Annotated in this window: 11 protein-coding genes; 5 read left to right on the top strand and 6 right to left on the bottom strand. The window is 66.6% G+C overall.

What is annotated here, in order from left to right; translation table 11 throughout:
- The 3 genes from B3T59_RS00055 to glgB all read left to right on the top strand — a co-directional run.
- Positions 1 to 2,000, top strand: a 2,000-nt coding sequence (locus tag B3T59_RS00055; protein WP_349681960.1) for an ATP-dependent DNA helicase, incomplete at its 5' end; no start/stop codon positions are given.
- A 137-nt stretch (positions 2,001 to 2,137) separates the two neighbouring features.
- A complete protein-coding gene (locus B3T59_RS00050) occupies positions 2,138 to 4,138 on the top strand; it encodes a maltotransferase domain-containing protein (protein ID WP_287001190.1) in 2,001 nt (666 codons plus the stop codon).
- A gap of 7 nt (positions 4,139 to 4,145) precedes the next feature.
- A complete protein-coding gene (gene glgB, locus B3T59_RS00045) occupies positions 4,146 to 6,350 on the top strand; it encodes a 1,4-alpha-glucan branching protein GlgB (protein ID WP_376782581.1) in 2,205 nt (734 codons plus the stop codon).
- Positions 6,351 to 6,376: 26 nt separating this feature from the next.
- Here the strand turns inward: glgB and trxA are convergent, their stop codons facing one another.
- The 5 genes from trxA to B3T59_RS00020 form a co-directional block, all read right to left on the bottom strand.
- Positions 6,377 to 7,282, bottom strand: a complete 906-nt coding sequence (gene trxA / locus B3T59_RS00040; RefSeq protein ID WP_005201716.1) for a thioredoxin — start codon at positions 7,280 to 7,282, stop codon at positions 6,377 to 6,379.
- Between the two features lie 86 nt (positions 7,283 to 7,368).
- Positions 7,369 to 8,592: an MFS transporter gene (locus B3T59_RS00035; protein ID WP_156527531.1), complete on the bottom strand. Its 1,224-nt coding sequence runs from the start codon at positions 8,590 to 8,592 to the stop codon at positions 7,369 to 7,371.
- Between the two features lie 31 nt (positions 8,593 to 8,623).
- Positions 8,624 to 8,929 carry a thiamine-binding protein gene (locus B3T59_RS00030; RefSeq protein WP_005201720.1) on the bottom strand — a complete coding sequence of 102 codons (306 nt, stop codon included), beginning with the start codon at positions 8,927 to 8,929 and terminating at the stop codon, positions 8,624 to 8,626.
- 59 nt (positions 8,930 to 8,988) lie between these two features.
- The gene (locus tag B3T59_RS00025; RefSeq protein ID WP_287001193.1) at positions 8,989 to 9,357 is read right to left on the bottom strand and encodes a DUF3817 domain-containing protein; all 369 of its coding nucleotides are present in this window, start codon (positions 9,355 to 9,357) and stop codon (positions 8,989 to 8,991) included.
- Between the two features lie 72 nt (positions 9,358 to 9,429).
- Positions 9,430 to 10,635, bottom strand: coding sequence for an acetyl-CoA C-acetyltransferase (locus tag B3T59_RS00020; RefSeq protein ID WP_287001188.1), 1,206 nt, complete (start codon positions 10,633 to 10,635; stop codon positions 9,430 to 9,432).
- Positions 10,636 to 10,714: 79 nt separating this feature from the next.
- Here B3T59_RS00020 and mce point away from each other — a divergent pair, with 79 nt between their 5' ends.
- A complete protein-coding gene (gene mce / locus B3T59_RS00015; protein ID WP_287001187.1) occupies positions 10,715 to 11,257 on the top strand; it encodes a methylmalonyl-CoA epimerase in 543 nt (180 codons plus the stop codon).
- A gap of 100 nt (positions 11,258 to 11,357) precedes the next feature.
- Positions 11,358 to 12,398 (top strand): hypothetical protein, encoded by a 1,041-nt coding sequence (locus B3T59_RS00010; protein ID WP_287001186.1) that lies wholly within the window; start codon positions 11,358 to 11,360, stop codon positions 12,396 to 12,398.
- A 13-nt stretch (positions 12,399 to 12,411) separates the two neighbouring features.
- Here the strand turns inward: B3T59_RS00010 and B3T59_RS00005 are convergent.
- Positions 12,412 to 12,598 (bottom strand): endonuclease NucS domain-containing protein (locus B3T59_RS00005; protein ID WP_287001185.1); only part of this gene is annotated, 187 nt, incomplete at its 5' end.

The following is a 12,598-nucleotide window of genomic DNA, read 5'->3' as shown; positions in this document are numbered from 1 at the left end:
CCATCGACACCGGTCAGCACCTCGCAGTGCAGGCGGGTACGGGCACGGGAAAGTCGTTGGCCTATCTCGTGCCTGCCATCCGGCACGCCGTCGAATCCGGCGACACGGTGGTGGTCTCCACGGCGACCATCGCACTGCAGCGCCAACTGGTCGAGCGCGACCTGCCCCGCCTCTCCAAAGCCCTGAAGGGTGCGCTCGGCCGCGAGCCGACGTTCGCGATCCTCAAGGGTCGCGGAAACTACTTGTGCCTGAACAAGATTCACGCCGGGACCGTCGAAGAGCCGGATACCGAGCTGTTCGACGCGTTCGAACTCTCACGCACCGGCCGGGAGGTCACGCGCCTGCGCGAGTGGGTGTCCGACACCGACACGGGCGACCGGGACGACCTCTCCCCTGGCGTCACCGACCGATCGTGGCGGCAGGTCAGCGTCACCTCGCGCGAGTGTCTCGGGGCGTCGAACTGCTCGTATGCCGAGGATTGCTTCGCCGAACGGGCACGACGCAAGTCCGGGCAGGTCGACGTCGTGGTGACCAATCACGCGCTGTTGGCGATCGACGCGATGAGTCCGGCCAACGTACTGCCCGACCACCATGTGGTGATCGTCGACGAGGCGCACGACCTCGTCGACCGCATCACTTCGGTGTCGACATCCGATCTCTCGGCCGCCTCGATCACGGTGGCCGCCCGACGCTGCGGCAAGCTCATCGACGAGGAAACCGTCGACGCGCTGATCGGCGCGGGCGAGCAACTCGGCGACATGCTCGACGACGCCCCCAAGCGCGAGTGGACCGCCATGCCCGCGGATGCCGCGCTGGTTCTGGCGACGCTACGAGATCGGTTGTGGCTGGCGCGTTCGGCCATCGGTCCCGCGCGCGGACCGGGCGGCGCCGACGACGGCCAGGGCGCGGCACGGTCGGCTGCGCTGACCTCCTTGGAAGAACTCCACGACACCGCAGTCCGCGTGCTCGGCGCCTTCGACGAACCCGACCCGGCGAAACGACGCGACGTCGTCTGGGTGGCAGAAGAACGCACCGGCCGATCCGAATCGTCGACGCGCACCGTGCTGCATATCGCACCGCTGTCGGTCGGCGGACTGCTGCGCGCGACGCTGTTCACCGAGTCGACCGTCATCCTGACTTCCGCGACACTGACCATCGGCGGCTCCTTCGACGCTCTCGCCGCCACGTGGGGGCTGCCGGCAGCGGGCCGCGGCACCGACACCCCGGCCGCCGACGACATCGCGCTCGGCGACGCCCGCAACGACACACCCGCACGCGACGTCACCGCAACGGGCAGCGCTGCGCCCTCCGACGGTTCGCCGATGCGGTGGACGGGCCTCGACGCCGGCTCACCGTTCGACTACCCTCGCTCGGCGATCCTCTACGTCGCACGTCATCTCCCCCGACCTGGACGAGACTCCATCGCCCCCGCAACACTCGACGAGCTCGCCGCGCTCACCGAGGCCGCGGGTGGTCGCACGCTCGGGCTGTTCTCGTCGATGCGCGCCGCCCGCGAGGCCAGCGAGGCGCTCCGCGCGCGCAGCGACCTCCCCATCCTGTGCCAGGGCGACGACACCACCGCGGCGCTCGTCGCACGCTTCGCCGACGACCCGAGGACCTGCCTGTTCGGCACGCTGTCGCTGTGGCAGGGCGTCGACGTCCCCGGCCCGTCGTTGTCGCTGGTGATCATCGACCGCATTCCGTTCCCGCGCCCCGACGATCCCCTACTCGGTGCCCGCCAGCGCGCAGTCACCTCGCGGGGAGGAAACGGATTCCTGTCGGTCGCAGCCAATCACGCTGCATTGCTGCTGGCGCAGGGCGCCGGGCGACTCCTGCGGTCGGTCGACGACCGCGGCGTGGTCGCCGTCCTCGATTCGCGTCTGGCGACGGCCGGATACGGCGGTTATCTTCTCGCATCCATGCCGCCGTTCTGGCGCACTACCGACCCCGACGTGGTCCGCGCGGCACTCGGCAGACTGGCCGCCGTACCGCTACGGTGAGTCTGACGCCCGGATTCGGCATCACGACCCGGCGACGTCACTAGTGTTGAACTCAACGCCACTAAAGTGAACGCAACACTGTGGGATCGATGAGGACTCCCGGCCCTGCGCGTGGCCGCTGACGAGAGGGGGCCGAAGTGATCGGCCGGATGGGCATCGACGACATCCAACCATTGGTCTCCGCAGGGCAATACCCTGCCAAATGCGTTGTCGGAGAATTGATCCCGATCAGCGCGACCGCGTGGCGAGAGGGACACGACGCACTCGGGGTCACCCTGCACGTCGAAACGCCCTACCGCACCTCGTTCGACGTCCGCATGTCACCCGCGACGGAACCCGACGCCTTCAACGCGGCCATCGTCCCCGACGCCGTCGGCTACTGGACCTTCCGCATCGAGGCGTGGAGTGATCCGTACGCGACGTGGCGGTCGGCGGTCACCAAGAAGATCGACGCCGGTCAGGGCGCGGAGGACCTCGCCAACGACCTCGAGACCGGCGCGCGGATTCTCGGCGAAGCGGCACAACAGGTCGACGGTACCGACCGCCAGTTGCTGCTCGACGCCGTCGACTCACTTCGCTCGAGGCGCAGACGCGTCGAGAATCGCGTGGGAATCGCGTTGTCCGACGAGGTCGTCGACCTTCTCGACGCACATCCCGTGCGTGAACTCGTGACCAAGAGTCGTAATCTGCGGATCTGGACCGACCGACGCCGCGCGCTCTACGGATCGTGGTACAAGATGTTCCCGCGATCGACGGGCGGCTGGGACAACGACGGCAACCCCGTGCACGGCACGTTCCTGACCGCGGCTCAAGATCTCTCGCGCATCGCCGACATGGGATTCGATGTGGTCTACCTGCCGCCGATCCACCCGATCGGCGAGGTCAATCGCAAGGGGCCCAACAACACCTTGGTCGCGGAACCGACCGACGTCGGGTCGCCGTGGGCGATCGGGTCGGCGCAGGGTGGCCACGACGCGATCCACCCACAGCTCGGCTCGCAGGAGGATTTCGAGTATTTCCTCTCTCGCGCAAGCGAACTCGGCATGGAGGTCGCACTCGATCTGGCCCTGCAGACCGCCCCCGACCATCCGTGGGCGACCGAGCATCCCGACTGGTTCACCACCCTGCCGGACGGCACGATCGCCTACGCCGAGAATCCGCCGAAGAAGTACCAGGACATCTACCCACTGAACTTCGACAACGATCGCAACGGCATCTACCGCGCGGTACTCGAAGTGGTGCTCGCGTGGAACAAGTTGGGCGTCAAGATCTTTCGGGTCGACAACCCGCACACCAAGCCACCGAACTTCTGGGAGTGGCTGATCACCGAGGTCAAAAAGCGCGACCGCGACGTGCTGTTCCTCGCCGAGGCATTCACCAGACCTGCACGACTCTATGGCCTTGCACGTCTTGGTTTCACACAGTCCTACACCTACTTCACCTGGAAGACCGCGAAGTGGGAGCTCGAGGAATTCGGCCGCGAGATCGCCGCGCACGCCGACGAATCTCGACCGAACCTGTTCGTCAATACCCCTGACATCCTGCACGAGAGCCTGCAGCACGGCGGACCGGGCATGTTCGCCCTGCGCGCGGCGCTGGCAGCGACATTGTCGCCGACCTGGGGGGTGTACAGCGGCTATGAGCTCTACGAGCACGTCGCGGTGCGCGAGGGCAGCGAGGAGTACCTCAACTCCGAGAAGTACGAACTCCGCCCACGCGACTACAAGGGAGCCGCGAGCCGTGGCGAGTCACTGGAACCGTGGATCACGTCGCTCAATGAGATCCGCCGACGCCATCCGGCCCTGCAGCAGTTGCGCGACATCACCTTTCATCACCTCGACAACCCGGCTCTGATCGCCTACTCCAAGCTCGACCCGGTGTCAGGTGATCGTGTCGTCGTGGTGGTCAACATCAATCCGTTCGGTGCCGAGGAGTCGACGCTCTGGCTCGACATGCCCGCACTCGGATTCGACTGGCAGGAGCGCTTCGTCGGCACCGACGAGGTCTCCGGTGAGGAATTCGGTTGGGGCCAGGCCAATTACGTACGACTCGAACCGTGGCGAGCCGTCGCACACATCGTCGCACTTCCACCCCTGAATCCCGACGCCGCCCGCCGACTCTCCTACCGAATCCAGTGAGCACACAGTGACCAGCACGCAGCCCGACCCCTTCGCTTCCGACCACGACCTTCGACGTCTGATGTCGACGACGCATCCCGACCCGCACTCGTTCCTAGGCGCCCACGACGCGCCCGGGGGTAACACCATCCTGCGGACGCTGCGTCCCAACGCGATCTCGGTGTCAGCGGTCATCGGCGGCGTCGACTATCCGATGCACCATCAGACCGACGACCTGTTCGTCGTCACCGTACCGATCACCGACCTCATCGACTACCGCTATCGAGTCATCTACCCCGACGGGCACGGCGGCACAACAGAATTCGTCGTCGCCGACGGGTATCGATTCCTCCCGAGCATCGGTGAGCTCGATCTGCATCTGTTCTCCGAGGGCAGGCACGAGGAGCTCTGGAAGGTTCTCGGCGCGCACACCGTCACCTACACCACACCAGACGGCGATGTGCCCGGCACGACGTTCTCCGTGTGGGCACCCAACGCGCATGGCGTCGTCGTGATCGGTGATTTCGACGGCTGGAGCGGACGGTCGACGCCCATGCGATCGATGGGGCCGTCGGGCGTGTGGGAGTTGTTCATCCCCGACGTGGGCGAGGGCACCCTGTACAAGTTCCGCATCCACGGCGCCGACGGCACTCTCCACGACAAAGCCGACCCGATGGCCAGGCGCACGGAGGTTCCGCCCGCCACCGCGTCGGTGGTCACCCGCTCGAATTTCGTCTGGTCCGACGACGACTGGATCGAGCGTCGGATCGAGAGCGAACCGACACGCGAACCGATGAGCGTGTACGAGGTGCATCTGGGTTCATGGCGCAAGGGGCTCGACTATCGCGAACTCGCTGAGCAACTCGGCTCCTACGTGATCGAGAAGGGCTTCACCCACGTCGAGTTCCTGCCCGTCGCGGAACACCCGTTCGGTGGCTCGTGGGGATATCAGGTCACGTCGTACTACGCGCCGACAGCCCGCTTCGGCAAACCCGACGACTTCCGGTACCTCGTCGACCATCTGCATTCGTTGGGAATCTCGGTGCTCATCGACTGGGTCCCCGCACACTTCCCCAAGGACGAATGGGCGCTGGCCCGCTTCGACGGCACACCACTCTACGAGAACGCCGACCCGATGCGGGGCGAGCAGCTCGACTGGGGCACATACGTTTTCGACTTCGGTCGACGCGAAGTGCGCAACTTCCTTGTCGCCAACGCACTCTATTGGATCGACGAATTCCACGTCGACGGACTGCGCGTCGACGCGGTGGCATCGATGCTCTACCTCGATTACTCGCGGCCGGCGGGCGGCTGGCGGCCGAACATCTACGGCGGCAGAGAGAATCTCGAAGCCGTGCAGTTCCTGCAGGAGACCAACGCGACGGTCCACAAGCTCTTCCCCGGTGCGGTGACCGTCGCCGAGGAGTCGACGGCCTGGCCCGGCGTGACACGCATGACCGACCTCGGCGGACTGGGTTTCAGCCTCAAATGGAACATGGGCTGGATGCACGACACGCTGGGCTATCTGGGGCGCGACCAGATCCACCGCAGCTTCCATCACCACGAGATCACGTTCTCGCTGATGTACGCGTGGAGTGAGAACTTCGTGCTCCCGCTCTCACACGACGAGGTGGTGCACGGCAAGGGCACGCTGTGGAGCCGGATGCCCGGCGACTCCTGGACGAAAGCCGCAGGCGTGCGGGTGTTCCTCGCGTACCAGTGGTCGCACCCCGGAAAGCAACTGCTGTTCATGGGCCAGGAGTTCGGTCAGACCGCCGAGTGGGCCGACAACCGCAGCTTGGACTGGTATCAGCTACAAGGCTGGGAAGGCGAACTGCACCAGGGGATCTCGGCGCTGACCACCGATCTCAATCGCGTCTACCGCGAGCGTCCCGCCCTGTTCACGCAAGACACCGAGCCCCAGGGCTACGAGTGGATCGACGCGAACGACACCGCGAACAACGTCATCAGCTTCCTGCGATGGGGTTCCGACGGCTCGGTGGTGGCGTGCCTGTTCAATTTCTCCGGTGCAGACCGCAGCGACTACCGAGTGGGACTTCCCCGCGCCGGTACCTGGACCGAGATCCTCAACACCGACGCCGCCGCGTACAGCGGCGCGGGTAAGGGCAATCTGGGTGCGGTGCAGGCCGACGGCGAGGGCTGGCACGGGAGGCCGGTCTCGGCGTCGGTCACGATTCCTGCCAACTCGGCGATCTGGCTCGCACCGGCCTAGTGCCGGGTCTGTGCGCCACAACCGGCTCAGAACAGCGCGGCAGCCAGCTTTCGACGAGCGGCCACCACGAACGGCTCGGCCGGGTCGAATAGCTCGAACAGCTCGAGCAGTCGGGTCCGTGCACGGGTCCGGTCGTCGCCGGAGGTCACCTTCACAACGTCGATGATGCGCGCAAACGCTCCCTCCGGATCCTGACCGAGCAGCAGGACGTCCGCGGCCGCGAGTTGGGCGTCGACGTCTGTCGCGGCGGCATTCTCGACGATCGCTGGGTCATGAGCCTGGGCACGGAGCATGAAGTCGAGGTTGCGCACCAACGATGCGGCCTCGACGTTGTCGGGCTCGGCCTCGGCGATGGCGCGGTAGTCGGCGAGCGCACCGTCGAAGTCGCCCGCGTTCATCTTGTCCTCGGCGGCGACCATGCGCGGATCGTCGGCGATCTCCTGCTCTGCCTCGGGGGCAGGAGCCCCAGCGAGCGCACCGCCGACCTGGGCGAGGATCTGATCGATCCAGTCGACGATCTCGGCCTCCGGACGCGCGCCATTGAAAGCGGCGACGGGCTGACCGGCGGCGAGTGCGACAACCGTCGGAATCGACTGCACACCGAAGGCCTGCGCGATCTGCGGGTTCGCGTCGACATCGATCTTGGCGAGGACCCAGGCGCCGCCAGAGGCGTTGGCGAGCTTCTCCAACACCGGCGACAACTGCTTACACGGACCGCACCACTCCGCCCAGAGGTCGACCAGGACAAGCTGTCTCGTCGAGCGGGCGAGGACCTCGGTCTCGAAGGTCGCGTCCGTCACGTCGATCACGTTGCCGCCGGTCGGCGCCGCTCCAGCGCTGGGCCGCTGGGCTGCCGCGGCGGGTTGACGCGCCTGCGCTCGTTGCGCCTCGGCCTTCTCCTTCAGTGCGGAGAGGTCGACTGCACCTGACATGGCAACTGTCGCGGCGGCTTGCTGACGTGCTGCGGCGGCGGCCTGGGTGCGTGCTGCATTTCCCTGAGGCCTGGGGGTCGGTCGTGTCACCCCTCTAGTGTGTCACGGACGGCCCGACCACTCACCGGTCGTACGACCGGCGCTGCCACCAACGCGAAGACCAGCGCGCCGATTGCGGGTGTCAGGCCGACCGACACCCCCGAGTGACCCGCGATGAACCCGACGATCGCGGGTCCCGACAGCATCCCGATGTAGCCGCAGCCGACGACGGTAGAGATGGCACGTCCGCTCGACGACGTCGTGAGATTGCCTGCAGCCGTGAAGATCTGCGGGATCAGCCCGGCGAGACCGACGCCGAAGATGGTCCAGCCGACGATCGCGATGACCGGTTCGGGAGCGAGAATCGCCAAGGTGATTCCACAGATGCCGAGCGCCGAACCCACCCGCACCACCCAGACGGGGCCGAGCCGCCCAGCGATCGGGTCGATGCCGAAGCGGGCGATCGTCATCGCGGCACTGAACGCCCCGAACGCCACAGCGCCGACCGCGTCACGCGTACCGAAATCTTCGACGATCTGCAGCGCACTCCAGTCATATGCCGTTCCCTCGGCCAGCATGAGTGCGAACGCCACGGCCGCGAGGATTGCCAGTCGACGCAGGTCCAGTCCATGCCACCAACGCGCGCCTGTCGTCGACGCATCGTCGTCTGTCGACCCACCTGCCGCCGACGCCGAGGCCGAGGCCGCTTCGACCAATCCCCCACCGTCAGGCGCGACGAGCGAGCGGGCACACACCGCGACCAGCACCAACCCGAGTAGCGCCGACACCCCGACAGTCGCGACGACGCCGACCTGCGCCCACAACGTCGCGGCGACGACGAGCGACCCGGCAAGGCCGCCGAGCGAGAAGAATCCGTGAAACGACGACATGATCGGTCGGCGATACGCCCGTTCAACCGCGACGGCCTGGGCGTTCATCGAGACGTCGAGGCTTCCGTTGACGAACCCGAAGAGCACGAGCGCGACGGCGAGCTGACCGGTATTCGACGCCACCGCGGGCCCGATCATGACCGGACACAGCAACGTAGCCGCGACCAAAGTCGTGGTGCGCGAACCGAATCTGTCGAGAGCATGCCCGCTGACCTGCATGCCGACGAACGCCGAGCCGCCGAGCAACAGCAGCAGCCCGCCGAGCTGCTCGTGCGAGGTGCCGGTGTGGGCGGTGATGACGGGAATGTGGGCCACCCACAGCGCTGCGAGAAAGCCGTTCAGGAAGAAGATCGCCGAGACCGCACCGCGCGCACTCGTCAGCGTGGATCGTCGAGCAGGCGCGCGGGCCGAGTCAGGACAGATGTCGCATCACCCGGTCGACCTTGCCGGTCAGTTCGTCGGTGTGGCCGGGGCGGACGTCGGCCTTGATGACGAGGCCCACACGCGGGGCGAGTTCGCCGACCGCGTCGGTGGCGCGTTTGATCACGTCCATCACCGCATCCCAGTCACCCTCGATGTAGGTGAACATCGCGGTGGTCTGGTGTGGAAGACCTGATTCGCGCACCACCCGCACGGCCGCCGCGACGGCTTCGCTCATGCCTCCGTCGTCACCGACGGCGTCGCCACCCGACGGCGTGAGACTGAATGCGGCGATCATGGTCGGCTCCTCTGCAAGTGATGCGGAATCGGAAGCGACCAGGGTCGCTTACCGGGACGTCATGCCGCGTACTGGGGCGTCGACTCAGCGTCGACCTGCCCCGACAACTCGGCCAGGTGCCCGTTGCGACGGGCCCACCACTCGAACACCAGCGTGCCGAACGGCGGAATGCTGGAGATCAGCGCGAGGGCGGTGACCGAGAGGCTCCACCGCAACGACACCGCGGTGACGATCGAGATCAGAACGAAGACGACGAAGACGATCCCGTGCACCATGCCGGGAACCGCAACGGCCTCGGTGTACCCGAGCACCCACTTGAAGAACATCGCCACCAACAGCGCGGCCCAGGTGATTGCCTCGAGTACGGCGACGAACCGGAAGCGCTTGGCCGGGGTGGACAGGTCGAAGAATTGCCTCATACAACCCATTGTGCCTGACACGGATGCCTACTACGACAGGGCGTAGTAGGCATCCGTGATCACGAACGTGGTGAAGTGACCTCAGGCCTTGGGCACGCGAATGATGAGCGCGTCGCCCTGACCGCCCGCGCCACAGAGCGCAGCAACCCCGACGCCCCCACCCCGACGCTGCAGTTCCAGCGCGAGGTGCAGCGTGATGCGTGCTCCGGACGTCCCGATGGGATGGCCGATCGCGATGGCCCCACCGTTGACGTTGACGATGTCGGGGTTGATGCCGAGCGCCTTGGTCGAGGCCAGACCGACCGCAGCGAACGCCTCGTTGATCTCGACGAGGTCGAGATCGGCTGGCGTGATTCCCGCTCGCGCACAAGCCTTTTCGATGGCGTTCGCCGGCTGGAGCTGCAGCGAGGAGTCGGGGCCCGCAACCACGCCGTGCGGACCGATCTCGGCGAGCGGCGTCAGGCCGAGTTCTGAGGCCTTCGCCTTGCTCATCACGACGACGGCGGCGGCGCCGTCGGAGATCTGCGACGAGTTGCCCGCGGTGATGGTGCCGTCCTTGCGGAATGCCGGGCGCAGTCCCGCGAGAGTGTCGGCAGTGGTGTCGGCACGAATACCCTCGTCCTCGGAGAATTCGATCGGGTCGCCCTTGCGCTGCGGGATGCTCACGGGAACGACCTCGTCGGCGAACAGCCCGTTCTTCCACGCGGTCGCGGCGAGCTGGTGGCTACGCGCGGCGAACTCGTCCTGCTCGGCGCGGGTGAAGCCGTCGGTGTCGTTGCCCTGCTCGGTCAGCGCACCCATCGGCTGATCGGTGAAGGCGTCGTACAGGCCGTCGAATGCGGTGTGGTCCAGGAGCTCGGCGTTGCCGTACTTGAATCCGCTGCGGCTTCCCGGCAGCAGGTGCGGCGCCTGGGTCATCGACTCCTGGCCACCGGCCACGACGCACTCGAACTCACCGGCACGGATGAGCTGGTCTGCCAGCGCGATCGAGTCGATGCCCGACAAGCACATCTTGTTGATGGTCAGCGCGGGAACGTCCCACCCGATTCCGGCTTTCACCGATGTCTGACGCGCGGGCATCTGTCCCGCGCCTGCGGTGAGCACCTGGCCGATGATCACATAGTCGACAGCCGACGCCGGGACGCCTCCGCGTTCGAGCGCAGCCTTGATGGCGATCGCACCGAGATCGACACCGCTGAAACCCTTCAGCGAGCCGAGGAGCCGACCGAACGGCGTGCGCGCGCCGGCGACGATCACCGACGTCGCCTGATCTGTTGCCGGGGACATGAGGACCTCCAAGTACTGGGCAGCGACCAACCGAGCGGTCGCTCTGTTCGTATGACGCCTTAAACGTTACCTTTATCGCATGACGCCCTCATCATCCGTGCCCCCCGTCGAATCGGCAGTTGCATCCGATTCCGAAACCGCAGCCGCGGTCGGCTCCGCCGGCGCGACTGCACTCATCTCCGACCTCGTGGTGGCCATCGACCACGTCGGTATCGCGGTGCCCGATCTCGACGCTGCGAAGCAGTGGTACGCCGACCATCTCGGCTTCGTCACCCTGCACCAGGAGAAGAACGAGGAGCAGGGCGTCGAGGAGGCAATGGTCGGTCCCGCGGACGCAGGTACCGGCGCGGTCATCCAACTGCTCGCACCGGCGTCCGAGTCGTCGACGATCGCCAAGTTCCTCGATCGCAATGGACCAGGCCTGCAGCAGCTCGCCGTACGGGTCACAGATGTCGACGAGGTGGTGTCGCGCCTGACGTCCGCAGGGGTCCGCGTTCTGTATCCGGAGGCGCGACGCGGCACGGCCGACTCGCGAATCAACTTTGTTCATCCGAAGGATGCGGGCGGCGTGCTGCTCGAGCTCGTCGAACCCGCGGCCGACCACAGCTCTTCGACGCACTGACCCGCACAATTCCGCGTCCACGGCAATTATTTGCCGAGGCGCACACGCGCTCGTGCCAGACACAGCACCGCCACAGCACGGCCGACTAGACTGTCGAACCATGTCGAGCCAGGCTCCGAGGCAGCAACTCCCGTTCGCCGTCGTCATGCGCGGATACGATCGCGAGCAGGTCGCCGAGCGTTTCCGACGCATCGACGCCGACCTGCGAGTCCTCGCCGCCGACCGCGACGCCGCGACCGCCAACGCGCAAGAACTCGCCGCGCATCTGCACGAGGCCCGCGCGACGATCGAGGAACTCCGCCGCGAGGTCGACACCCTGTCTGTGCCACCCACGACGGCCCAGGGCATGAGCGAACGATTGAGTCGCATGCTGCAACTCGCGTCCGACGAGGCGTCGGAGATGCGCGCAGAAGCAGGCGCCGAGGCCGCCGAGACGGTGTCGGTGGCGCGTCAGGAAGCAGCGGAACTCGGCAAGAGCTCACGTGAAGACGCCGACCGCATCCTGTCCGAGGCACAGTCCAGGGCTGAATCGATCGTGGCTGACGCCGAGAACAAGGCGGCCGGCATCGTCGCCGAGGCGGAACAGCACGCATCCGACCTACGCACCGACGCCGAGTCGATCCACGCCAAGGCCAAGGCCGACGCCGCGGAGTCGGACCGGTTGTGCAGCGAACGCGCAGCAGCGATGGAAGCCGAGCACACTGCGACGATGAACGCGGCACGTGCCCAGCCCTCCCAACTGGTCGCCAAGGCCCAAGCGGACGCCGACGAACTGGCACGCCAAAGCAAGCAGACGCGCACCGAGGAACGCCGCCACCACGACATGACTCTCGCCGAGGAGCGTCGACAAGCATTGGCCGAGGCCAAGCAGATCCGCGACACCGCGCGCGACATCGCCATCGAGCGACTGGCGGGCTCCCGCAAGCTCTCGGCGAAGGCCGACGACGCACGCACGCAGGTCCTCGAGGAGTTCGAGGAGATCCGCAAGAAGCTCAACGAGATCCAGCGCGAGTTCGGCACGTTCCCCGACACGCTGCGTCCGGCCGAAGACATCGACTACACGTCGTTGTCGGATGCCGACGATTCCGAACTGCTCAACCGGATACTGTCCGAGCGCGCCCGCTTCAGCACGGGCGACTGACGCCTCCGCGCCTTTAGAACAACCGGAACTCGGTACTCTCCGCACCCCGCAGAGCGTCGTAATCCAGGACGACGCAACGGATTCCGCGGTCGGTCGCCAGCGTGCGCGCCTGGGGTTTGATCTGCTGGGCCGCGAAGACGCCACTGACCGGTGCGAGCAACGGATCACGGTTGAGGAGTTCGAGGTAACGGGTCAGTTGT

The organism is Gordonia sp. UBA7860 (assembly GCF_002500165.1).
GTDB lineage: Bacteria > Actinomycetota > Actinomycetes > Mycobacteriales > Mycobacteriaceae > Gordonia > Gordonia sputi.
The sequence above is the reverse complement of the archived record's forward strand: the minus strand, read 5'-3'. Positions and strand labels throughout refer to the sequence as shown.

Coding starts and splice junctions, on each gene's coding strand:
- B3T59_RS00030 (WP_005201720.1), bottom strand. CDS start 8,929: ATGATCGCCGCATTCAGTCTCACGCCGTCGGGTGGCGACGCCGTCGGT.
- B3T59_RS00025 (WP_287001193.1), bottom strand. CDS start 9,357: ATGGGTTGTATGAGGCAATTCTTCGACCTGTCCACCCCGGCCAAGCGC.
- B3T59_RS00010 (WP_287001186.1), top strand. CDS start 11,358: ATGTCGAGCCAGGCTCCGAGGCAGCAACTCCCGTTCGCCGTCGTCATG.
- trxA (WP_005201716.1), bottom strand. CDS start 7,282: ATGTCAGGTGCAGTCGACCTCTCCGCACTGAAGGAGAAGGCCGAGGCG.
- mce (WP_287001187.1), top strand. CDS start 10,715: ATGACGCCCTCATCATCCGTGCCCCCCGTCGAATCGGCAGTTGCATCC.
- B3T59_RS00020 (WP_287001188.1), bottom strand. CDS start 10,635: ATGTCCCCGGCAACAGATCAGGCGACGTCGGTGATCGTCGCCGGCGCG.